The organism is Rhizobium sp. 768_B6_N1_8 (assembly GCF_051811225.1).
Taxonomy (GTDB): Bacteria; Pseudomonadota; Alphaproteobacteria; order Rhizobiales; family Rhizobiaceae; genus Rhizobium.
On record NZ_JBPWPV010000001.1, the window covers coordinates 2,854,499 to 2,876,308 of the forward strand.

Below are 21,810 nucleotides of genomic sequence, written 5' to 3' on the forward strand. Positions count from 1 at the left end.
CCGCATCCATGCGTTACCTGAAGCATGTCGCGCAAAACTGTACAGCGGTTTTGCGGTCACGACATGCGGAAAACAAAGACTTAACGCGTGGCAGACGGATCTGAAAAATCGTGACACGCTTTAGGCTGCACGTAGTCGCGCATCGGGCGCCAAAGGAGGGATTATGGCCAAACAGAAAGTCGCAATGCTGACCGCCGGAGGCCTCGCGCCCTGCCTCTCATCCGCCGTCGGCGGCCTCATCGAACGATATAGCGACGTTGCACCCGATATCGAGCTCATCGCCTACAAGTCCGGTTATCAGGGCGTGCTGCTCGGCGACAGCGTCGCGATCAACAAGGAAATGCGCGAGAAGGCGCCGCGCCTGCACCGTTATGGCGGCTCGCCGATCGGCAACAGCCGCGTGAAGCTCACCAATGCCGCCGACTGCGTGAAGCGCGGTCTCGTCAAGGAAGGCGAAAATCCGTTGCGGGTCGCCGCGGAGCGCCTTGCCAATGACGGCGTCACCATCTTGCATACGATCGGCGGCGACGACACGAATACGACAGCCGCGGATCTGGCCGCCTATCTTGCGGCAAACGGTTATGATCTCACGGTCGTCGGCCTGCCGAAAACCGTCGACAACGACGTCGTGCCGATCCGCCAGTCGCTCGGCGCCTGGACGGCCGCCGAAGTCGGCGCCCACTTCTTCGACAATGTCAGCAACGAACAGACCGCCGCCCCGCGCACGCTCGTCATTCACGAGGTCATGGGCCGCCACTGCGGCTGGCTGACGGCCGCTACCGCCCGCGCCTATCTCCAGCGCACCAAAGGCAATGAATATGTCGATGGCCTGATGATGAACGCGCATATGAAGAGCATCGACGCCGTCTACCTGCCGGAAATGGCCTTCGATCTCGATGCCGAGGCCGCGCGCCTGAAGGAGATCATGGACCGCACCGGCCATGCCACGGTCTTCGTATCGGAAGGCGCCTGCCTCGATGCCATCGTTGCCGAACGCGAGGCCGCCGGCGAGACGGTCAAGCGCGATGCCTTCGGACATGTGAAGATCGACACGATCAATGTCGGCGCCTGGTTCCAGAAGCAGTTCGCAAGCCTGCTCGATGCCGAGCGCTCGCTCGTCCAGAAATCCGGTTATTTCGCCCGTTCAGCACCGGCAAACGGCGACGATCTGCGCCTGATCCAGAGCATGGTAGACCTCGCAGTCGAAAGCGCTCTCAACAAGATCTCGGGTGTAACCGGCCATGATGAAGCGCAGAACGGCAAGTTGCGCACAATAGAATTTCCGCGCATCAAGGGTGGCAAGCCATTTGATCTTGCAACCGCATGGTTTGGTGAAGTAATGAGCCAGATCGGGCAAAAATACAGGGCGGCATGATTGACGGATGGCTAATATGGTGTCTTTGCTTGTTCTCTAGGAATAGGAGGAGATTCCATGTCGCTTGAAGCTTGGCTCGCTTTTGCAGCCGCATCCGCCATCATGCTCGCCATACCGGGACCGACCATTCTTCTGGTCGTTTCCTATGCGCTGGGTCATGGCCGGAAAACGGCGCTGGCGACCGTTTCGGGCGTGGCGCTCGGCGATTTCACGGCCATGACGGCGTCGCTTTTTGGACTGGGCGCACTGCTCGCCGCATCCGCGACACTGTTCACCGTGCTGAAGTGGATCGGCGGCGCTTACCTGATTTGGCTCGGAATCAAGCTCTGGCGGGCTCCGATCGTCGGCGAACACATCGCGGACAACGATAACCTGCCGGAAGAAAAGTCGCTGCGGATCTTCCTGCACGCCTATATGGTGACGGCGTTGAACCCGAAGAGCATTGTCTTCTTCGTCGCCTTCGTTCCGCAGTTCCTCAACCCCGCCCTTCCCTTCTTCGATCAGATGCTGATCATGGAAGCGACATTCCTCGTTCTCGCCACCATTAATGCGTCCTGCTACGCCATGGCCGCGCATGCCGCCCGAGGCCTGATTCGTAAGGCCAGCGTGCAGCGCGCGGTCAACCGCACCGGTGGCACTCTCCTCATCGCTGCCGGCGCCGTAACCGCCGGGTATCGTCGTATTGCAGCCTAGTAATATTCCGTGGTTGCTGGAAAGCCACGAATAGGTTAATGGCTATCCCCGGGCTTAAGGTATTTAGTAACTTTTAAGACGCTGCCGGGGCGGCGGGATTCACGAAAGTGAGAGAATGGTAGCGATCGGATTTTCCGGCCTGAAACGCAGTCTTGTGGTCTCTACCATGCTCTGCGGTGTCATTTCCGGATGCGCGAGCGTCGAATATACCTCTCAGGCGGAACTGACCGCCGCACAGACCGTGATTCCCATGCCGAAGCCGGGTGAAGATGCAACGCTGGCTGCTATCCCGACTGCTGAAGGCGCAAACGGCCCGGCCGTCGCCACTCTCAATCCCCAGGCAGCAACTGCCGCACCTGTTCTCACTGCAGCCGCAATGCCGAATGTCGTCTCCCCCGTGCAGCAGCAGGCTGGCGATTTTGCCATGCAGGGCGGTGTCCAGCAGGTTGCCGTCAACGGCTATGCTCCCATTCCGCTCACGCCCGAAATGACGGCGATCCAGTCCGTCGTTCCGACGCCGCGTCCGGGCTCGCCGGCAAGCCCCTCCACGCAGCTTGCCTTCGCCGCCACCACACCGCAGAACGGCGCGCTCGCAGCGCTTGCCGCCGTCGACACCACACCGCGCTTCACCATGGACTACGGCTTCGACGAGTCCGGTCCGATCGATCCGCCGGCCGCCCCGCCGATGTTCAGCGATGACGACCGCGACGATGCGCCGACCGTCGAAAAGAGCTTCGTCAGCAAGCTCATCAGCAAATATTCGAAGCTTTACGAAATTCCGGAATCGCTGCTCCACCGCGTCGTTCATCGCGAGAGCCGCTACAATTCCAAGGCCTACAACAAGCGCGGCTACTTCGGTCTCATGCAGATCAAGTACAACACCGCAAAGTCGATGGGTTACGGCGGCAATCCCGCCGGCCTCTTCGACGCCGAAACCAATATCAAATATGCAGGCAAGTACCTGCAGGGCGCCTGGCAGGTAGCCGACAAGAAGGAAGACGACGCCGTTCGTCTCTATGCCCGCGGTTACTATTATGACGCCAAGCGCAAGGGCATGACCGACATTGCCCAAGGCAATTACTGATAGTCCAATTACTGATACAAAACACCATCAGTGACGGGCCTCAGCCGGCTTCGCCGACTGAAGCGTATTGAGAATTTCCTTCAGCACGATCTGCGGCCTGTAGCCCAGCCAGCTCGGCGTCAACCCCATGCGGACGAAAACGAGATTGGCCGAAGGAATGATTGCCACCGTCTGGCCGTCATGGCCCTGCATCCAGAACGTATCCTGCGGCAGGCCGAATTCCGCGCTCGTGCCGCCCCCCGGCCCCGCAAGCCAGGCCTGGCCTTGCGTATATTTGCCGCCCGAACTTGCCGTCGGCGTGCGGATCATCGCAACAAACCCTTCCGGCAAAAGCCTCTGGCCGTTCCACACGCCATCCTGAAGCAGGAACTGGCCGAAACGCGCCCAGTCATGCCCCGTGGCATAGAGATAGGAACTGCCGGTAAACGTACCGCGCTCATCGGCCTCGAAGACAGCGCTCGTCATCCCGAGTGGAGAAAACAGCGCATCGCGGGGATAATCGAACGCCGCCCGCGGATCGCCGACCTTGTTCATCCAGATACGTGACAGAAGCACGGCCGTACCGCTGGAATACCGGAAAACTGAGCCCGGAGCAGCCACCAGAGGCGCACCGGCCGGCAGGGAAACCATATCGGGGTCGAGGTAGAGCATGCGCGTCACATCGGCAACTGCGCCATAATCCTCGTTGAAAGCGAGCCCGCTTTCCATGCCGAGCAAGTCGGAGAGCTTGATGTCGCCGCGCGGATCATTCGCCCATTGCGGCAGGAGATGCGTGTCATCGAAGGAGATCTTGCCCGACAGCATCAGCCTGCCGATCAGCGCCGCATTGACGGTCTTCGTCATCGACCAGCCGACCAGCGGCGTATCGGCGTTGAAGCCCGGCCCGTAGCTTTCGGCAATGATGCGACCATCCTGCACGACGACCATCGCCCGCATGGCAGGCCCAGCAAGCTTGGCGTCGGCGAGAAGGGCCGCGACTTTGGCATTGCCGGTCGCAGGATCAACGCCGTCGCCGTCCGGCCAGACCGCGTCATTTTCACCCACCTGAGGCGCCGGCACCAGCGGTGCGGCCCTGGCGGCGGCATCGAAATCGCCATCAGGCACGCTCGTGCAGCCCAGAGCACCGCGATAAAGCGCGTAGCTCGGCGCAAACAGGCCCATGAAACGCGAAGTCACCCGCCCGCTGTCACGATCGATCTCGACGCGCATCAGCCTGAGCAGCGGGTTTCCAGGCGCTTGGACATCGTCGTAAAGAACGGCGTCGGGATCACGACCGGCAATAAAGACATTGGAGCAGACGATCTTGGCTGCGTAGCCATTGCCCACCTTCAGGAGCTCCGGCGGGCTTATGGAGAGCCACGCGACTGCGCCTATGGCAACGAGAATGACGAGCAGGGTCAAGCCCTTGAAGATACGCGGAACAACTCGCATGCAATCCTCCACGGAACGGAGAGAAGCAGGAAACTTGGCTCACGGAAAGAGAGAAGCGAAAAGAAGTGTTTTAATCGACTTCAAATTTCGCGGAAGTCTTGGCCGGGTCTCCTCGAAGCCTTGGCCCACAGGGCTCGTCATCAAACTGTAGCAGAGGCGCGTTACACGCCCTGAACGCTAAAAAGGTGACAGACTCATGTCGGAATTTGCACCGGATACCGGCTTCCGCAAGAACCGGAAACTCAAGGCAGCGCTTCTCCGCCACAAGGCTTTTTCCAAGGACGGCTTCTCCGAGCGTCTCTTCGGCCTTCTCTTCTCCGGCCTCGTATACCCACAGATCTGGGAAGACCCGGATCTCGATATGCAGGCGATGGAGCTGAAGCCCAATCACCGTATCGTCACGATCGGCTCGGGCGGCTGCAACATGCTGGCCTACCTTTCCAAGGCGCCGGCTTCGATCGACGTGGTCGACCTCAATCCGCACCACATTGCGCTGAACAGGCTGAAGCTTGCCGCCTTCAAGAACCTGCCGGGCCATTCCGATCTCGTGCGCTTCCTGGCGATGCCGAACGAGAAGTCGAACAGCCGGGTTTTCGACCGCTATCTGTCGTCCAATCTCGATGATACGACCCGCGCCTACTGGAACACCCGCAAGTTCGGCCGCCGGCGCGTCACGGTTTTTGACCGCAACATTTATGAAACCGGCCTGCTCGGCCGCTTCATCGGTGCCGCTCATCTTCTCGCCCGCCTGCATGGCGTGAAACTGCAGGAAATGACCAAGGCCCGCACGATTCGCGAGCAGCGCCAGTTCTTCGACGATCAGATCGCTCCTCTCTTTGAAAAGCCCGTCGTTCGCTGGATCACCAACCGCAAGAGCTCGCTTTTCGGTCTTGGCATTCCGCCGCAGCAATATGACGAGCTGGCAAGCCTTGCCGCCGACAATTCCATCGCACCGGTTCTGAAACACCGTCTGGAAAAGCTCGCCTGCCATTTCCCGATGCGCGACAACTATTTCGCCTGGCAGGCCTTTGCGCGCCGCTACGCCGATGGCGAGGAAGGCCCGCTGCCGACCTATCTGAAGCCGGAGCACTATGAGGTGATCCGCGCCAATGTCGACCGCGTTAACGTACACCACGCAAGCTTCACCGAGCTTCTGGCCGGCGAGCCCGCCGCATCGCGCGACCGCTACATCCTGCTCGACGCGCAGGACTGGATGACGGACCAGCAGCTCAATGATGTCTGGCGCGAAATCACCCGCACCGCCCGCGATGGAGCCCGCGTGATCTTCCGCACGGCCGCCGAAAAGAGCATCATCGAAGGCCGCCTTGCCCCTGAAATCCGCGACCAGTGGCATTATTTCGAAGAGCAGTCGCGTGAGATGACCACCCAGGACCGCTCGGCAATCTACGGCGGCTTCCACATCTACGGGAAGAAGGCGTGAGCAAAGTCGACGAGATGACCGTCAAGAGCGAGGAACATGCCGACCTGATGGACGGCATGTACCGCTACCAGCGCCATTTCTATGATCTCACCCGCAAATATTATCTTCTCGGCCGTGACAGCACGATCCGCAATCTCGACGTTCCCGAGGGCGGCACGCTCCTAGAAGTCGGCTGCGGCACCGGCCGCAACATGGCGCTTGCCCACAAGCATTTCCCGACGGCCAAGCTCTACGGTCTCGACATTTCCCAGGAAATGCTGATTTCCGCCCGCAAGACTTTCGCCACCAAGGCGACGGTCCCGGATTTCCGGGTGGCGGATGCCACGGCCTATACGCCGCGCGAATTCGGCACCACCGGTTTCGACCGCATTCTGATTTCCTATGCACTGTCGATGATCCCGGATTGGGAACGCGCGGTGGATGCGTCGATTGCCGCGCTCAATCCCGGCGGCCAGCTCCACATCGTCGATTTCGGCCAGCAGGAGGGCCTGCCCGGCTGGTTCCGCAGCCTGCTGCAGGCCTGGCTCGCCAAATTCCATGTCACGCCGCGTGCCAATCTGCGCGAGGTTCTGGAAGCGCAATCCGCTGAAAACAACGCGCGGCTGTCGTTCGAGACGATCGGCGGCGGTTACGCCTGGCGGGCGGCGATTATCAGCAGGCGCTCATAATTCGCTTGTAAATAACCATTTTTTTACGTTGATATTAGAAAAGAGGGTTATACCCTCTGCAGGGCGCGTCTTTTCGAAGGTCAGGCTGTGGGGCAGATCCATCATCACGACGGAACATTTATGCGTCGGCTTCTGTTTTGCGTCCTGCCGCTTGCCCTGCTGCTCGCCGGTTGCAGCTCCACGGGTTACGATTATCTCGAAACCGCTTCTATAAAGCCGAAGGCCCGCTTCAAGGATACCGATCCCCAGGATTTCGGGCCCAAGCGCCCGCAGCAAAACGCTGTCCACGGCATCGACATTTCCAAATGGCAGGGTGATATCGACTGGCAGACGGTGCGCAAATCCGGCGTCGCCTTCGCCTTCATCAAGGCGACCGAAGGCAAGGACAGGATCGATCCGCGCTTTGACGAATACTGGCGCGAGGCAGCTGCGTCAGGCATTCCGCATGCGCCCTATCACTTCTATTATTTCTGCTCCTCCGCCGACGACCAGGCCGACTGGTTCATCCGCAACGTTCCCAGGGAATCCATGCGTCTGCCGCCGGTGCTGGATGTCGAGTGGAATGCAGAATCGAAGACCTGTCGCTTCCGCCCCGACCCGGCCACCGTACGTTCTGAAATGCAGCGCTTCATGGATCGCCTGGAAGCCTATTACGGCAAGCGGCCGATCATCTACACCTCTGTCGATTTCCACCGCGAGAATCTAGCCGGCTATTTCCAGGACTATCATTTCTGGGTCCGCTCGACCGCCAAACATCCTGACGTGACCTATGCCGACCGACGCTGGGCCTTCTGGCAGTATACGTCGACAGGCGTCATTCCCGGCATTCAGGGGCCAACGGATATCAATGTCTTCGCCGGCTCCGCGAAAAACTGGAACAACTGGGTGGCTGACGTTTCCAAGGATAGAAATTCTTAGTAACGTGCCCTAATCTTTCTTGCTTCCGTCACATTCATCTGTGAAATCGGCGGCATTCTATGTCATTTTACGAGGATCGTTTCATGCACCGCTCGCTCAAAAGCTGCTCTGCACTTGCCCTTCTGTTTGCCTGCGTCCTAGCAACAGGCGCTGCCGCCCAGCAGGCTCCGGATGCGGCAGCTTCGGCCCCGGCAGCACCCTGCGGTGGCGATCTCTCCACCTTCCTCCAGGGCGTCAAGAAAGAGGCGATTGCAGCGGGTGCGAGCGCCGAAGCAGCAGACCAGGCGTTGGCCGGCGCTGAGATCGATCCCAAAGTCCTGAGCCGCGACCGGGCCCAGGGCGTCTTCCGCCAGACCTTTCTGGAATTCTCGCAGCGCACCGTCAGCCAGGCTCGCCTCGATATCGGCCGCCAGAAGATGAAGCAATATGCCGATGTTTTTGCCCGCGCCGAGCAGGAATTCGGCGTTCCCGCCGGGATCATCACCGCCTTCTGGGCAATGGAAACGGATTTCGGCGCCGTACAGGGCGATTTCAACACGCGTAACGCGCTGGTGACGCTTTCCCATGACTGCCGGCGCCCGGAACTCTTCCGCCCGCAGTTGATCGCCCTCATCGAAATGGTGCAGCATGGCGACCTCGACCCGCAGACCAACACCGGCGCCTGGGCCGGTGAAATCGGCCAGGTTCAGATGCTGCCGCGCGATATCATCGCCTATGGCATGGATGGCGACGGCGACGGCCATGTTCGCCTCAAGCAGAGCGGCCCGGACGCGATCCTGACGGCCGCCAAGTTTATCCAGCATCTCGGCTTCGAGCGCGGCCAGCCCTGGCTGCAGGAAGTCACCGTGCCAGATAACCTTCCCTGGGAAAAGTCGGGCCTCGGCGGCACGATGACGGCTGGCGAATGGTTCAACCTCGGCGTCAAGCCGCGTGACGGCAACACCGCTTTCGCCAATCTCGAAGGCGATCTCGTCCTGCCGCAGGGTCGCCTTGGACCAGCCTTCATCGCCTATCCCAATTTCAAGATCTATCTGGAATGGAACAAGTCGTTCATCTACACGACCTCTGCGGCCTATTTCGCGACCCGCCTCTCCGGCGCCCCGACCTATCAGAAGGGCACGCCCGAACAGGGCCTTTCCAACGACCAGATGAAGCAGCTGCAGACGAAGCTCGATTCGCTTGGCCATGACGTCGGCGAGATCGACGGCATCCTTGGCTCCGGCACTCGTGTGGCGATCCAGAAGGAACAGCTCCGCCTCGGCATACCGGCCGACGGCTGGGCGACACCGGCCCTGCTGAACGCGCTCTGAGACTTCACATTTTCTCTTTCGCCACCCGGCTGCATGAATCGGGTGGCGGCTATCCGCCGATCGGTTAAACCTCCCAGCAAATGGGAGGGATCGGCATGGAACAGAAAATGAGTGCTTTGACCTGGGGGCTTCTTGCCCTGCTCGGTCTGATCTGGGGCGGCTCCTTCTTCTTCGCGCGCATCGCTGTTGTGGAGGTGCCGCCACTCACCCTCGTCTTCCTGCGCCTCTCCATCGCAGCCGTCGCGCTGCATATCTACATCGGCGGGCGCTTCAGCATCTATCCACTGCTGAAGAGCCGGTGGCGCGAATTCCTCATTCTCGGCATCCTCAACAACGCACTGCCCCACGCGCTGATCTTCTTCGGTCAGACACGCATCGGCGCCGGCCTTGCCTCCATTCTCAATGCCACGACGCCGATCTGGACGGTGCTGATCGCCAATTACCTGACATCAGATGAGAAGCTCTCCTCGGCCAAGATCATCGGCTGCCTTACCGGCCTTCTCGGCACAGTCGTCCTCATAGGCCCGAGTATCACTGATGGCAGCGACCTGCCCCTCTGGGCACTTCTCCTACCCGTAGTCGCAGCGGTCTCCTACGGCTTTGCCGCCACTTACAGCAAGCGCTTCAAGGGCGTGGCGCCGCCCGTCATCGCTGCCGGCCAGATGACGGCATCCTCGCTGGTCGCCCTGCCGCTGTCGCTCGTTATGGACCATCCCTGGGCACTCTCCATCCCTTCGGCCAACGCCATCGCCGCCATTCTGGCAATCGCCCTGCTATCCACCGCCTTCGGTTATATTCTCTACTTCCGTATTCTGGCCGCTGCAGGCGCGACCAACGCCTCTCTGGTGACGCTGCTCGTGCCGCCGAGCGCGATCCTGCTCGGCTTCCTGTTCCTGGGTGAGCGACTGGAAATGACCGAGATTGCCGGCATGGCGCTGATCGGCGCGGGACTTGTCATACTGGATGGTCGCATCTACCACCGCTCTGGCGTGGTAACCTGAAATGATTATGCTGCAGTGCGCCATTCTTTCGCCAAAAGCGTGAATCGCTGCTATCGGTTTGTAACGAAGCGTTAAATTTTGAGAGCTTAATTTTCTAATTATATTTCAGTAGCTTGCAGGGTGGTTGCTAGACTTATCCACTGCCCTCTTCGGCAGTGCAGCACAAGAAGCGCTTCCCAACTAACACATTTCCGACATATTATTAGCTGGTTAACGCGAGGAGGCAGACATGGGACTTACGCAATCCTTGAATGTCCTGTTGGTCAGTGCAGCGTTCGCATTCGTCGTATCCATGCTCTTCATTTGAGCCGATACGAAGCGTAAAGACTGAATACCGAACTCCTGAAACAATCAGCCCCAGATATTGAAAAGCGCATGCCCCGCCCGGCATGCGCTTTTCCTATATGCTGATAACAGTATCTGTCTGATCAGGCGGCAGCGCCGGCGCTTCTCGCCGTCTGTCGCGAATGGCCGAGGTTGGCGAGAACGGCAGAAACCAGCGGCGCACGGTTCATCGTATAGAGATGGAACTCGTGGAGGCCGCGACGGACGAGATCCTCGATCTGCTCGGCTGCGACATCGGCGGCAACCTTGGCGCGCTCCTCCGGCTTGTCGTCATATCCGGCAAAACGTTGATCGAGGAAATCAGGGATGACCGTGCCGCAGGCGCCGGCAAAGCGCTTCAGCTGCGTCAGGTTCTGGATCGGCATGATGCCCGGCACGACAGGGATCCTGACGCCGGCTGCACGCACCTTTTCGAGGTAACGCTCGAAGTTGTCATTGTCGAAGAAGAACTGTGTCAGGGCGCGGTCGGCGCCATTGTCGGCCTTGCGCTTCAACATCTCGATGTCAGCCGCCTGGTCGCGGCTTTCCGGATGCTTTTCCGGATAGGCCGAGACGGAGATTTCGAAATTGCCGATCTGCTTGAGGCCGGCCACCAGTTCGGCTGCATTGGCATAGCCGCCCGGATGCGGCTGATAGGGCGCACCGACGCCGCCAGGCGCATCACCGCGCAGCGCCACGAAATGCGTGACGCCTGCCTTGCGGAAGCTGTCGACCACCTGATGCGTCTCTTCCTTCGTGGCGCTGACGCAGGTCAGGTGTGACGCAGTCGCAAGCGGCGTATCGGTCAGGAAGCGCGTGACCGTGGAGAGCGTCGGCGCCTTGGTGGTGCCGCCGGCGCCATAGGTCACCGAGACGAATTCCGGGTTCCAGTCCTGCAGGTCGCGGACGGTGTGCCAGAGCTGGCCCTCCATCTCCTCGGACTTCGGCGGGAAGAACTCGAAGGAGATCCTGATATCGCGGCGGCGGGCGTCGTTTTTCTGGGTCATTTATTCTCTCCCGGCAAATGTAGGTACGGCGCCTTCCGTCTCCAGTGAGGCCATCAGGCGCCTCGGGTCGCGTGCGAGCCAGACCGTGACCGTGAGGCCCTGCTCGCCCTGCTGACCCGGATGAAGGTCGACGACCTGCTCTATATCGAGCCCAGCCTTGCGCACCCAGTCCGACATGGCCTGATGCGAAAAGCCGAGACGCACATGGGCATGTTCGTCGCGAAGATATTCGAGATTGTGCGGCGCCAGATCGATAATGACGAGACGTCCGCCCGGCCGCAGCATGCGCGCGGCTTCCGTGATCGCGATGTCAGGCTGATCGAAGAAGTGCAGCACCTGATGGATGGTCACCAGATCGAAATCCTGCCCCTCGAAAGGCAGGTTCAGGATATCGGCGTGGCGCACCGAAGCCGTGGTGATGCGGGACTTGTCGAGATTGGCGCGCGCCACGCTCAGCATGTCGCGGCTGGCATCGACGCCGATCGCCCGGCGATAACGGCCGGCGAGAAGCTCCAGCATGCGGCCGGTGCCGGTGCCGAGGTCGAGCAGGGAATCGATCGGATTGGCCCCGAGCAGCTTGATGACGGCCGCATCCACCTCCTCGTCAGCAGCATGCAGACGGCGAAGCTCGTCCCATTCGGCGGCGTTGCGGCTGAAATAGGCCTGCGCCCGCTCGGCACGCTGGCGCTTGACGGACGCCAGACGCTCGCCGTCACGCTGGACGACAGGATCGTTTTCGGAGACATGCTTCAGCAAGGCCCGTACCAGGGCAGCGGCCTTGCCCTCCTGCGCCAGCCGGAAATAGGCCCAGGCGCCTTCCTGATAGCGGTCTATCAATTCCGCTTCGCCAAGCAGCTTCAGGTGCCGGGAGATACGGGGCTGGGATTGGCCGAGAATTTCCGTAAGATCTGTCACGGTGAGATCGCCCGCCGCCAGCAGCGCCAGCAGCCGCAGGCGCGTCGGTTCGCCGGCCGCCTTCAAGACGTCCACCAGCGCATCCAGTCCAAGCCTTAGGGGTTCGCTCATATTCTACCCAATCAAGATATAAAGATATCTTTATGTGATTTGGATAGCCGAGGCAAGCGGCATTTTACCGATTTGCGAACTTGCCTGTGGTGATAACGACAGCAGACATCAAAAAAGCCCCGGACCAGCCGGGGCTTTCGAAAAGCGCAAAGAGCCGATCAGCGCGTCAGGCGCTTGTGGGCCTGGCTGCCCGGGTTCAAGGCGTCGGGGCCGAGGCGGCGGACCTTGTCCTGCTCATAGTCCTCGAAGTTGCCTTCGAACCATTCGACATGGCCCTCGCCTTCGAAAGCGAGGATGTGCGTGGCCAGACGGTCGAGGAACATGCGATCGTGGCTGATGATGATGGCGCAGCCGGCAAATGCTTCCAGCGCGCTTTCCAGAGCACCCAGCGTTTCCGTATCGAGGTCGTTGGTCGGTTCGTCGAGCAGCAGAACGTTGCCGCCGGCCTTCAGCATCTTGGCAAGGTGAACGCGGTTGCGCTGACCACCCGAGAGATTGCCGACCTTCTGCTGCTGGTCGCCGCCCTTGAAGTTGAAGGCGCCGCAATAGGCACGGGAATTCATGTCGAACTTGCCGAGCTTGATAATTTCGGCGCCGCCGGAGATTTCCTCCCAGACGGTCTTGTTACCGTCGAGAGCATCGCGGCTCTGGTCGACATAACCGAGATGCACGGTTTCGCCGATGCGGACCGATCCAGCATCCGGCTTTTCCTGGCCGGTGATCATCTTGAACAGCGTCGTCTTGCCGGCGCCGTTCGGGCCGATGATGCCGACGATGCCGCCCGGCGGCAGCTTGATCGACAGGTCGTTGATCAGCGTGCGGCCCTCGAAGCCCTTGGTGATGCCTTCCATTTCGATGACAACCTGGCCGAGACGCTCGCTGACCGGGATGATGATCTGCGCGTCGCCGGGACGCTGCTTCTCGGCGGCCTCCACCAGTTGCTCGTAGGACTTGATACGCGCCTTGGACTTGGCCTGGCGGGCCTTCGGGCTGGAAGCAATCCATTCCTGTTCGCGGCTGATCGCCTTCTGGCGGCCTGCCTCTTCGCGGTTTTCCTGCAGCATGCGCTTGGCCTTGGCGAGCAGGTAAGCCGAGTAGTTGCCTTCGTAGGGGATGCCACGGCCGCGATCGAGTTCCAGGATCCAGCCGGTGACGTTGTCCAGGAAGTAGCGATCGTGGGTGATCATCATCACGGCGCCCGGATAATCGCGCAGATGCTTTTCGAGCCAGGCGATGGTTTCGGCGTCCAGATGGTTGGTCGGTTCGTCGAGCAGAAGCAGATCCGGCTGCGACAGCAGCAGGCGGCAAAGTGCGATACGGCGACGCTCACCACCCGAAAGGCTGGTGACTTCGGCGTCGCGCGGTGGGCAGCGCAGGGCTTCCATTGCCATCTCGACCTGGCTTTCCAGATCCCAGAGGTTCTGGCTGTCGATGATGTCCTGGAGCTTTGCACCCTCGTCCGCCGTCTCGTCGGAATAGTTCATCATCAATTCGTTGTAGCGCTCGAGCACAGCCGTCTTGGAGGCAACGCCTTCCATGACATTCTCAAACACTGTCTTGTTCGGATCGAGTTTCGGTTCCTGTTCCAGGTATCCGACCGTCGCGCCTTCGGCGAGCCAGGCTTCACCGGTATATTCCTTGTCCTGACCGGCGATGATGCGCAGCACGGTGGACTTACCGGCGCCGTTCGGACCCAGGATACCAATCTTGGCATCGGGATAGAAGGAAAGGTGGATATTCTCGAGGATCTTCTTATTGCCATAGGCCTTGTTGAGGCCGGACATATGATAGATGAACTGGCGTGCCATGCTGGGATGCTCCGGGCGGAAACTTGAAATCGTGGCCGCTATGTAGGCGAAACCACGCCGTCGGGCAACGCCGAAACCCCGTTTCGTCGGGATTTCGGCATGTTTCCGTCAGAAGCCGGCTGCATCCACAATGCCTTCGTCACAGCCGAAGGAAGTCTGCCCTGCCCCCTGGATGAGGCCACCGAGGCCCTTCTCCTTCGCTTGAGCCGAAACGGTATCCTGCGAAAGCCCGATCGTCAGTTCGCTGATCACGCGCTTGTTGCCGACGCGCCGGCAGCTCATCTTCACCCGGTCGCTGGCACCTGCGCCGAAGCTCTTGTCGAAGGCCGCCTTGATTGCATCGGCCTTCAGCGTCTTGCCGACATTGGCGGCAAAGAGATCACGCACGGCCGAAGCATTGAGATCGCCCATCAGATGAATGGCGGTGGCGAAATAATCGTCGGCACTCATTTTCGTGCAGGTGCCGTGCTTGATCCATTCATGCCGCTCGAGCGCCGATTGCGTGCCGGGCATCGCCTTGTCGAGCGCACTCTTCGTCTCGGCCGAAAGGTTCACCGCCGGCAGGCTCATCCACTGGCCGTCCTTGTCGGCGGCTTTCTGGTCGGCGGATACGTCACAATAGTCCTTCCGCATCGGCCACAGACCATGGAGAGAAAAGTTGGTGGCGTCATAGCGGTCGCCGCTCTGGCTGGCGCATTCAGCCTTCTTCTGGTTGGTCTGGCAGAATGCCGGCTGCCAGCTTGCCGCAAGGATGAACCGTGTGCGCCCGCTTTCCTGTGCGGATACGGAAACGACTGACGACAGCGAAAGGAACAGGATGGAAACCGAGAGTAGAAACTTGCCCATTATTAGCCCCGAAATAGCTCCGACAAAGAACAATACAGGAACAAACAAGCATGAAGCCGAAGTTTGCGCAACCCTGAATCGCAGGGGCAAGCATGCTTTTCTTATGTATGAGCGAAACCGCAATATTGCATTTGCCTTGATATCTGGTCTTTTGGGCGTGGGAGGAATGCATGTTTTCCGAGACATTGCGGCTGCAAAACGCCGCGGCTTCGCTTGCCTATCATCACCAGCCCGCCGTGGGGCAAGCGCGCGCCATCCTGATGATTTCACACGGTCTTACCGAACATTCCCGCCGTTACCGCCGCTTTGCCGGGGCCATGGCGGCAAGCGGCTACCATGTCTATGCGCATGACCATCGCGGCCACGGCGAGACAACGGCCGATGATGCGCCGCTCGGTCGCTTTGCGAGACGCAACGGTGTTGAGAGTGTCATCAGCGATATCGCCGCCATGCACACCTTTGCCACGGGCCGTCACCCGGGCCTGCCCGTCATTCTGCTCGGTCACTCCATGGGCGGCCTGATCGCGCTGAATGCAGCCGCCGATCTTCCCCGCCGTTTCGCAGCCCTTGCCGTCTGGAATTCGATTTTCGCCGTCGGTCTCTCCGGCCGCGCTGCACAGGCGATCCTCCTTGCCGAACGCATGCTGAAAGGCTCGGACGTGCCGAGTGACATGCTGCCGAGGCTGACATTTTCCGCCTGGGGCAAATCCGTTCCCGATCACCGTACGGAATTCGACTGGCTGTCGCGCGATCCGGCCGAGGTCGACGCCTATATTGCCGATCCGCTTTGCGGCTTCGATGCTTCGGTGTCGCTCTGGCTCGATGTCTTCGCCCTCACCTTCCGCGGCATCGAAAAGGAACGGCTCGAGACCCTGCCGAAGAACATGCCGATCCATCTGGTCGGCGGCGGCAAGGACCCGGCAACCAACAATGGAAAAGCCGTGCTCTGGTTGTCAAAGCGTTTGAAAAGCCGAGGCTTCTCCCGTATCAGCACTGAGATATATCAGGACATGCGACATGAAACGCTGAACGAGATCGGCGCGGAAACGGCAATTGCGGATTTCGCCGGTTGGTGCGACGAGGCAATCCGCGGTCCCGAGCGAAAGGACCTGAGATGACGAGCCTGAGTTCCACCCGCCATCCCGCCTCATCCGAGGTGACGTTCGGCTTGCTTTTCATGCTGCTCTCGGTGCTGATCTCGCCGCTGATCGACATCTTCTCGAAGCTGGCGACGACAACCATCTCCTCCACTGAAGTGGCCGGCTTCCGCTTCGTCATCCAGGCGCTCACAATGCTGCCTTTCATCTTCCTGCGCGGCGCAAAGATCCAGTTCTCGCTGAAGCAGAGCTGGTATCATGCCATCCGCGGCGCGATGGTCACCATCTCGATGATCTGCTTCGTCACAACGCTGAAGGTCATGGCGGTTGCCGATGCCATCGCTATCTTCTTCGTCGAGCCGATCATCCTGACGATCCTCGGCAGCATCTTCCTGAAGGAAACCATCGGCTGGCGCCGCTACAGCGCCTGCGCCGTCGGTTTCCTGGGCGCCATGCTGATCATCCAGCCGAGCTTCGAGCAGGTGGGCTATATCGCCCTGCTGCCCGTCGTCAGCGCCTTCTGCATCGCCGTCTTCGCGCTGATGACACGCGTGCTGTCACACCGGGAAGATCCCTGGGCCATGCAGTTCCAAACCGGCCTCTGGGGCATCTTCTTCTGCACCGTCATCCTGTTCTTCGGTTATGGCAGCGGCTCCGACATTTTCGACACGACCATGCCCGATCTTCCCGCCTTCGGCTACTTGCTGGGTACGGGCATTGCCGCAGCGATAACGGGCATTCTCGCGGCTTACGCTTATCGCGCCGCCCCGGCCTCCACGCTTGCGCCGCTGCAATATCTGGAAATCGTCTCGGCCACGGTCTTTGCCTGGCTGGTATTCGCCGATTTCCCGGACGCGCTGAAATGGCTCGGCATCCTCATCGTCATCGCGTCGGGCCTCTACATCATCTGGCGCGAGCGGCGCTTTGCTTCCAAACCCGTATCCGATACATCTGAGGCAACGAGGGCGCCCTGAAATCCGCCGCCCATAGGAGGAATTGGGAGGAATTTGGGAGGAACATGACGGAAGACGTGAAGAAGAAGCCGCCGCTTGCGGGCATTAGGGTGATCGAGCTTGCGCGTGTGTTGGCCGGCCCCTGGGCGGGGCAGATGCTGGCCGATCTCGGCGCCGATGTCATCAAGGTGGAAAACCCTGATGGCGGCGACGACACCAGGCATTGGGGGCCGCCCTTCGTCGAAGGCGCGGATGGCGAAAATCTCTCCGCCGCCTATTATCATTCCGCCAATCGCGGCAAGCGCTCCGTCACCGCAGACCTGAAAAGCGAGGAAGGCCAGTCGCTGGTGCGCCGCCTCGTCGCCACCGCCGACGTGCTGATCGAAAACTTCAAGCTCGGCGGCCTCGTCAAATACGGGCTCGACTATGAGAGCCTGAAAGCGATCAATCCGCGCCTTGTCTATTGCTCCATCACCGGCTTCGGCCAGACCGGCCCCTACGCCAGTCTCGCCGGCTACGACTATATCGTCCAGGGCATGTCGGGTTTCATGTCGATAACGGGCGAACCAGATGGACAGCCGATGAAAGCGGGTGTCGCGATTGCAGATATCTTCACCGGCATCTATGCGGTCTCGGCGATCGAAGCTGCCCTCATCCATGCCCTGAAGGCGGGCGAAGGCCAGCTGATCGACATGGCGCTGCTCGATGTGCAATCGGCAATTCTTGCCAACCAGAACATGAATTATCTGGTTTCCGGCCGCGCGCCAGTGCGCCTCGGCAATGCACATCCGAATATCTCGCCCTATGAGGTCGTGCCGACGGCTGACGGCTATCTCATTCTCGCCGTCGGCAATGACGGCCAGTTTCGCCGGCTCTGCACGATCCTCGGCCTCGTCATCGCCGATGACGAGAACTTCGCGACCAACAAGGCACGTGTCGCCAACAGAGATGCAGTGCGCCGGATGGTCTCCACCGAAACGCTGAAATGGCAAAAAGCCGACCTCCTGAAGGCTTGCGAGGACAACGCCGTCCCGGCCGGCGCCATCAACACGATCGAAGAAATGTTTGCCGATCCGCAGATTGTCGCGCGCGGCCTGCGCATCGATCTGCCGGATGCCGCAGGCACGATGATCCCGGGTGTGCGCACGCCGGTCGTGCTATCGGAAACGCCGCTGCGTTACGAACGGCCGAGCCCGCGCCTTGGCGAGCACAATGAAGAGGTTCTGACCGAACTGGTAGAATGGGAGAGGAAGACATCGCCATGAGAAGGAAGGGGCCATGAAGAGGACAGGCGGGCAATTGATCGTCGAGGCGCTGAAGGCAAACGGCGTGAAACGCCTCTCCTGCGTGCCGGGAGAGAGCTTCCTCGCCGTGCTCGACGCCCTGCATGACAGCGATATCGACGTTATCGTCTGCCGCCAGGAGGGTGGTGCTGCCATGATGGCGGATTGCTGGGGCCGGCTGACCGGCGAACCCGGCATCTGCATGGTCACCCGTGGCCCCGGCGCCACCAATGCCTCCGCCGGCCTGCACATTGCCCGGCAGGATTCGATCCCGATGATCCTCTTCATCGGCCAGGTGCAGCGGGAGGCGCGCGAGCGCGAAGCCTTCCAGGAAGTCGAGTTCCGCCGCGCTTTCACCGAATTTTCCAAATGGGTCGGTGAGATCGACGATGCCGCCCGTATCCCGGAATTCGTCACCCGCGCCTTTGCGATCGCCACATCGGGCCGTCCGGGTCCGGTGGTACTGACGCTGCCCGAGGATATGCTGCGCGACGAGGTCGAAGCGCCTCGCGCCAAGCGCCATACGCGCGTCGAAGCCCATCCGGGCCGCAGCCAGATCGATGATCTCTACCTGCGCCTCTTGAAGGCCGAGCGGCCGATGGTCATCCTCGGCGGCACCCGCTGGGATGCCGACGCGGTCGCCGATTTCCAGACCTTCGCCGAGCGCTTCAACCTGCCGGTCGGCTGCTCCTTCCGCCGCCAGATGCTGTTCGATCATCTGCATCCCTCCTATGCCGGCGATGTCGGTATCGGAATCAATCCGGCGCTGGCGAAAGAGATCAAGGAAAGCGACCTGCTGATCCTGCTCGGCAGCCGCATGTCGGAAATGCCCTCATCGAGCTACACGCTGCTCGATATCCCCTACCCGGCTCAGTCACTCGTCCATATCCATCCGGATCCGTCCGAGCTCGGTCGTGTCTACCGCCCGGATCTGGCGATTTGCGCCAGTCCCGCCGATTTCGTCGAAGCGCTCGCCGATCTGGAAGCCCCGGCTGAACCGCGCTGGGCCGAACGAACCGAGCGGATGCATCAGGCCTATCTCTCCTGGTCGAAGCCGCCGGCGACGGGTCCGGGCGCCGTCCAAATGGGACCGATCATGGAATGGCTGGAAGCCAATACCAAGCCGGACACGATCTTCACCAACGGCGCCGGTAACTATGCCACCTGGGTGCATCGCTTCCACCGCTTCCGCCGCTTCAATACGCAGGCAGCGCCAACCTCAGGCTCCATGGGCTACGGCCTGCCGGCCGCCGTTGCCGCCAAGCGGCTCTTTCCCGACAGGCAAGTCATCTGCTTTGCCGGCGACGGCTGTTTCCTGATGCACGGACAGGAATTTGCGACCGCCGTGCGCTACGACCTGCCGATCATAGCGGTCGTGGTCAACAACGGCATCTACGGCACGATCCGCATGCATCAGGAGCGCGACTATCCGGGCCGGGTCAGCGCCACCGACCTCACCAATCCGGATTTTGCAGCCCTTGCCCGCGCCTATGGCGGCCATGGCGAGACGGTGGAAAAGACCGAGGATTTTGCACCGGCCTTCGAGCGGGCGCGCGACAGCGGAAAGCCGGCGATCATCGAAATCAAGCTTGATCCCGAAGCGATCACGCCGACCCGCACTCTCTCGGAAATCGCCCAAACAAAAAGCCGGTGAGGCCGTGAACCAATCTGGTTCACACTTCACCGGCTTTGATTGGTCGCTCTTGAGCGCTCTTAGTCGAGAGCAGCCGTGACGATGAACTCGACCTTGTACTTCGGCGCAGCGAGCTTGGCTTCGCTGGTGGCGCGGGCCGGCGGGTTTGCGGGGTCGATCCAGCCTTCCCAGACGGCGTTCATCTCTGCGAAGTAAGCGATATCGGAGAGATAGATGATCGTCTGCAGGATCTTCGACTTGCTGCTGCCGGCAGCGGCGAGCAGACGGTCGACTTCGCCGAGTGCCGACTTGCACTGATCGGAAACGCTTTCGCCTTCGCCGACCTGGCCTGCGAGATAGACGGTGTTGCCGTGGATGACGGCACCGCTCATGCGGGCGCCGATGTCGATACGCTTGATGCTCATCGTGTTCTCCTGTTCATCAAATGAAAGACGCCGCCTTCAGGCGGCATCGGAATATTCAGCCTTCCAAACTGAAGACTAAGCGCGAATGTGGTGCGTCTTCTGATAGATCGCCGTCGAGCGTGCGCCGGAGCGGCAGTAACCGAGCATCGGGCGCTCGAATTCGTCGAGTGCGTCGACCATGCCCTGCACAGCTTCCTCGGTCACGCCCATCGGGCCGACCGGCACATGGGTGACCTGCAGGCCAAGCTCCTTGGCACGGGCTTCGATGACGGCAAAAGGCGTCTGGTCCGGGCTTTCGCCGTCCGGACGATGGCAGACGATGGATTTGAAGCCGAGCGCCTTGATCTGGTCGAGTTCGTCAACCGTGATCTGGCCGGAAACGGAGTATTCATCGTCGATCTGGCGGATATCCATCGTCTCAATCTCCTCGAAAATGGTGGGCTGAAGGTCTACGACGCACTCCCGTAGGCGTCAACACGTCTTCGCCGAACGCCCCTTCATTAGACGAAAGCGAAACGCAGGCCGTAGCTGCGGCTTTCACCCGGCTTCAGCCAGTTGAACTCACCGGCCGCTTCCAGCTCATGGCGCAGCACCCACCGGTGCGACACCGGTTCGATACCGATAATATGCGCCGGCGCCTTCTGGTTCCGCCAGATCTGCAGATGCGGCAACGTATCGGCGCGGAAACGCACCCTCAGCGTCTTGCCGCGGATCGCAGCAATCGGCCCGAGCCGGACTTCGGCGAAACCATCTTCAGTGGCCGGAGCCTCGACGCAGAAAATGCCGCCCGGCTCCTCGCCGAAGGTCCAGGGAAAGCCACCGCCTTCCAGCATCCGGCCTTCGAGCCGTGTCGCCGCGTCGAGCCATTTGCCGCCGGTATTCATATGGTACATCAGGAAGGTCGGCACCGTCTCGCTGCTCGTATTGACGACGCGATCTTCGAGCGAGACCTCGCCGGTCGCCCCGTCGATCCGCCACAGCCGCTCGATGCGCTGCGGCAGGCCCTCGACCGTAGTGATGTCGATATCGGCGCGGCATTCGGCATCGCCGTTTTCCAACCTCGTCCACAGCACCTTGGCCGGATGGCCGGAGGCAGAGCCGTGCAGCGGATAGATCTTACCATCAGTGCCGGGAATGGGCTGCCGGTGGCGGATATGATCAGGACCGCAGGTGAAGAGGAAGCCTTCCAGCGAGTGATCGATTCGCGGGTCGCCATCGTCGGGAATGGCCCGCTTGGGCGCGATATCCACGCCCTCGATAATGCAGCCGGCGATATCCAGCACCGATGTTTCGTCCAGCATCAGGCGCGGCCCGCTTGCGGCGGCAAATTCGATCATCGGCTGTCCTCCCGGGGAATCTTGGTTGCGGTAGGGTTAGGTCGTGCGATCACCCTCGTCAATCGACACCGGTGAAATGGTCAGGGAGCACCGCAACCGGCGACTTCACAGGAACGTCATCTTCGCGCAAGCGTTTATGAGTAAACGCAA

The 21,810-nt window shown here is 60.7% G+C and carries 20 protein-coding genes; 12 read left to right on the plus strand and 8 right to left on the minus strand.

The window, feature by feature from the left end:
- Positions 1–163 precede the first annotated feature (163 nt).
- From AB8B33_RS14695 to AB8B33_RS14705, 3 genes are all read left to right on the plus strand, one after another.
- The gene (locus AB8B33_RS14695; protein ID WP_439015942.1) at positions 164–1,375 is read left to right on the plus strand and encodes a pyrophosphate--fructose-6-phosphate 1-phosphotransferase; all 1,212 of its coding nucleotides are present in this window, start codon (positions 164–166) and stop codon (positions 1,373–1,375) included.
- Positions 1,376–1,432: 57 nt separating this feature from the next.
- A complete protein-coding gene (locus AB8B33_RS14700; RefSeq protein ID WP_439015943.1) occupies positions 1,433–2,068 on the plus strand; it encodes a LysE family translocator in 636 nt (211 codons plus the stop codon).
- 115 nt (positions 2,069–2,183) lie between these two features.
- Entirely contained in the window at positions 2,184–3,152 is a 969-nt protein-coding gene (locus AB8B33_RS14705; protein ID WP_439015944.1) for a transglycosylase SLT domain-containing protein, read from the plus strand.
- A 27-nt stretch (positions 3,153–3,179) separates the two neighbouring features.
- Here the strand turns inward: AB8B33_RS14705 and AB8B33_RS14710 are convergent, their stop codons facing one another.
- Positions 3,180–4,583 carry a serine hydrolase domain-containing protein gene (locus tag AB8B33_RS14710; protein WP_439015945.1) on the minus strand — a complete coding sequence of 468 codons (1,404 nt, stop codon included), beginning with the start codon at positions 4,581–4,583 and terminating at the stop codon, positions 3,180–3,182.
- A 196-nt stretch (positions 4,584–4,779) separates the two neighbouring features.
- On the opposite strand from AB8B33_RS14710, the gene AB8B33_RS14715 reads away from it, so the two are divergent.
- From AB8B33_RS14715 to AB8B33_RS14735, 5 genes are all read left to right on the plus strand, one after another.
- Positions 4,780–6,024 carry a DUF3419 family protein gene (locus AB8B33_RS14715; RefSeq protein WP_439015946.1) on the plus strand — a complete coding sequence of 415 codons (1,245 nt, stop codon included), beginning with the start codon at positions 4,780–4,782 and terminating at the stop codon, positions 6,022–6,024.
- A 14-nt stretch (positions 6,025–6,038) separates the two neighbouring features.
- Entirely contained in the window at positions 6,039–6,692 is a 654-nt protein-coding gene (locus AB8B33_RS14720; protein WP_439017256.1) for a class I SAM-dependent methyltransferase, read from the plus strand.
- 120 nt (positions 6,693–6,812) lie between these two features.
- Complete coding sequence (locus AB8B33_RS14725; RefSeq protein ID WP_113322243.1) at positions 6,813–7,610, plus strand: glycoside hydrolase family 25 protein; 798 nt, start codon at positions 6,813–6,815, stop codon at positions 7,608–7,610.
- 83 nt (positions 7,611–7,693) lie between these two features.
- Positions 7,694–8,920, plus strand: a complete 1,227-nt coding sequence (locus tag AB8B33_RS14730; protein ID WP_113322248.1) for a lytic murein transglycosylase — start codon at positions 7,694–7,696, stop codon at positions 8,918–8,920.
- A gap of 95 nt (positions 8,921–9,015) precedes the next feature.
- On the plus strand, positions 9,016–9,921 hold the full coding sequence (locus AB8B33_RS14735; RefSeq protein ID WP_439015947.1) for a DMT family transporter: 906 nt from the start codon (positions 9,016–9,018) through the stop codon (positions 9,919–9,921).
- A gap of 428 nt (positions 9,922–10,349) precedes the next feature.
- Here AB8B33_RS14735 and metF read toward each other — a convergent pair whose 3' ends face one another.
- The 4 genes from metF to AB8B33_RS14755 all read right to left on the minus strand — a co-directional run bounded on the left by metF (position 10,350) and on the right by AB8B33_RS14755 (position 14,932).
- A complete protein-coding gene (gene metF, locus AB8B33_RS14740; RefSeq protein WP_439015948.1) occupies positions 10,350–11,252 on the minus strand; it encodes a methylenetetrahydrofolate reductase [NAD(P)H] in 903 nt (300 codons plus the stop codon).
- Complete coding sequence (locus tag AB8B33_RS14745) at positions 11,253–12,278, minus strand: metalloregulator ArsR/SmtB family transcription factor (protein ID WP_113181102.1); 1,026 nt, start codon at positions 12,276–12,278, stop codon at positions 11,253–11,255.
- Positions 12,279–12,436: 158 nt separating this feature from the next.
- Entirely contained in the window at positions 12,437–14,086 is a 1,650-nt protein-coding gene (gene ettA, locus AB8B33_RS14750) for an energy-dependent translational throttle protein EttA (protein WP_113322247.1), read from the minus strand.
- A gap of 108 nt (positions 14,087–14,194) precedes the next feature.
- The gene (locus tag AB8B33_RS14755; protein ID WP_439015949.1) at positions 14,195–14,932 is read right to left on the minus strand and encodes a ribonuclease T2 family protein; all 738 of its coding nucleotides are present in this window, start codon (positions 14,930–14,932) and stop codon (positions 14,195–14,197) included.
- A gap of 170 nt (positions 14,933–15,102) precedes the next feature.
- On the opposite strand from AB8B33_RS14755, the gene AB8B33_RS14760 reads away from it, so the two are divergent.
- The 4 genes from AB8B33_RS14760 to AB8B33_RS14775 are packed head-to-tail and all read left to right on the plus strand — an operon-like array spanning position 15,103 to position 19,919.
- Positions 15,103–16,050 (plus strand): alpha/beta fold hydrolase, encoded by a 948-nt coding sequence (locus AB8B33_RS14760; protein ID WP_439015950.1) that lies wholly within the window; start codon positions 15,103–15,105, stop codon positions 16,048–16,050.
- Positions 16,047–17,003: a DMT family transporter gene (locus AB8B33_RS14765; protein ID WP_113325781.1), complete on the plus strand. Its 957-nt coding sequence runs from the start codon at positions 16,047–16,049 to the stop codon at positions 17,001–17,003. The genes AB8B33_RS14760 and AB8B33_RS14765 overlap by 4 nt, the downstream gene beginning before the upstream one ends.
- Positions 17,004–17,047: 44 nt before the next feature.
- Positions 17,048–18,247, plus strand: coding sequence for a CaiB/BaiF CoA transferase family protein (locus tag AB8B33_RS14770; protein WP_439015951.1), 1,200 nt, complete (start codon positions 17,048–17,050; stop codon positions 18,245–18,247).
- Between the two features lie 13 nt (positions 18,248–18,260).
- Positions 18,261–19,919: a thiamine pyrophosphate-binding protein gene (locus AB8B33_RS14775; protein WP_439015952.1), complete on the plus strand. Its 1,659-nt coding sequence runs from the start codon at positions 18,261–18,263 to the stop codon at positions 19,917–19,919.
- Between the two features lie 59 nt (positions 19,920–19,978).
- Here AB8B33_RS14775 and AB8B33_RS14780 read toward each other — a convergent pair whose 3' ends face one another.
- From AB8B33_RS14780 to AB8B33_RS14790, 3 genes are all read right to left on the minus strand, one after another.
- The gene (locus AB8B33_RS14780) at positions 19,979–20,323 is read right to left on the minus strand and encodes a RidA family protein (protein ID WP_113324538.1); all 345 of its coding nucleotides are present in this window, start codon (positions 20,321–20,323) and stop codon (positions 19,979–19,981) included.
- A gap of 75 nt (positions 20,324–20,398) precedes the next feature.
- Positions 20,399–20,737: a TIGR01244 family sulfur transferase gene (locus tag AB8B33_RS14785; RefSeq protein WP_113324539.1), complete on the minus strand. Its 339-nt coding sequence runs from the start codon at positions 20,735–20,737 to the stop codon at positions 20,399–20,401.
- Positions 20,738–20,823: 86 nt separating this feature from the next.
- Positions 20,824–21,660 (minus strand): DUF4432 family protein, encoded by an 837-nt coding sequence (locus tag AB8B33_RS14790; RefSeq protein ID WP_439015953.1) that lies wholly within the window; start codon positions 21,658–21,660, stop codon positions 20,824–20,826.
- Positions 21,661–21,810 lie beyond the last annotated feature (150 nt).

Coding starts and splice junctions, on each gene's coding strand:
- AB8B33_RS14765 (WP_113325781.1), top strand. CDS start 16,047: ATGACGAGCCTGAGTTCCACCCGCCATCCCGCCTCATCCGAGGTGACG.
- AB8B33_RS14730 (WP_113322248.1), top strand. CDS start 7,694: ATGCACCGCTCGCTCAAAAGCTGCTCTGCACTTGCCCTTCTGTTTGCC.
- AB8B33_RS14775 (WP_439015952.1), top strand. CDS start 18,261: ATGAAGAGGACAGGCGGGCAATTGATCGTCGAGGCGCTGAAGGCAAAC.
- AB8B33_RS14735 (WP_439015947.1), top strand. CDS start 9,016: ATGGAACAGAAAATGAGTGCTTTGACCTGGGGGCTTCTTGCCCTGCTC.
- AB8B33_RS14695 (WP_439015942.1), top strand. CDS start 164: ATGGCCAAACAGAAAGTCGCAATGCTGACCGCCGGAGGCCTCGCGCCC.
- AB8B33_RS14715 (WP_439015946.1), top strand. CDS start 4,780: ATGTCGGAATTTGCACCGGATACCGGCTTCCGCAAGAACCGGAAACTC.
- AB8B33_RS14720 (WP_439017256.1), top strand. CDS start 6,039: ATGACCGTCAAGAGCGAGGAACATGCCGACCTGATGGACGGCATGTAC.
- AB8B33_RS14755 (WP_439015949.1), bottom strand. CDS start 14,932: ATGGGCAAGTTTCTACTCTCGGTTTCCATCCTGTTCCTTTCGCTGTCG.
- metF (WP_439015948.1), bottom strand. CDS start 11,252: ATGACCCAGAAAAACGACGCCCGCCGCCGCGATATCAGGATCTCCTTC.
- AB8B33_RS14725 (WP_113322243.1), top strand. CDS start 6,813: ATGCGTCGGCTTCTGTTTTGCGTCCTGCCGCTTGCCCTGCTGCTCGCC.
- AB8B33_RS14760 (WP_439015950.1), top strand. CDS start 15,103: ATGTTTTCCGAGACATTGCGGCTGCAAAACGCCGCGGCTTCGCTTGCC.
- AB8B33_RS14710 (WP_439015945.1), bottom strand. CDS start 4,583: ATGCGAGTTGTTCCGCGTATCTTCAAGGGCTTGACCCTGCTCGTCATT.
- AB8B33_RS14745 (WP_113181102.1), bottom strand. CDS start 12,278: ATGAGCGAACCCCTAAGGCTTGGACTGGATGCGCTGGTGGACGTCTTG.
- AB8B33_RS14700 (WP_439015943.1), top strand. CDS start 1,433: ATGTCGCTTGAAGCTTGGCTCGCTTTTGCAGCCGCATCCGCCATCATG.
- AB8B33_RS14770 (WP_439015951.1), top strand. CDS start 17,048: ATGACGGAAGACGTGAAGAAGAAGCCGCCGCTTGCGGGCATTAGGGTG.
- ettA (WP_113322247.1), bottom strand. CDS start 14,086: ATGGCACGCCAGTTCATCTATCATATGTCCGGCCTCAACAAGGCCTAT.
- AB8B33_RS14705 (WP_439015944.1), top strand. CDS start 2,184: ATGGTAGCGATCGGATTTTCCGGCCTGAAACGCAGTCTTGTGGTCTCT.
- AB8B33_RS14780 (WP_113324538.1), bottom strand. CDS start 20,323: ATGAGCATCAAGCGTATCGACATCGGCGCCCGCATGAGCGGTGCCGTC.
- AB8B33_RS14790 (WP_439015953.1), bottom strand. CDS start 21,660: ATGATCGAATTTGCCGCCGCAAGCGGGCCGCGCCTGATGCTGGACGAA.
- AB8B33_RS14785 (WP_113324539.1), bottom strand. CDS start 20,737: ATGGATATCCGCCAGATCGACGATGAATACTCCGTTTCCGGCCAGATC.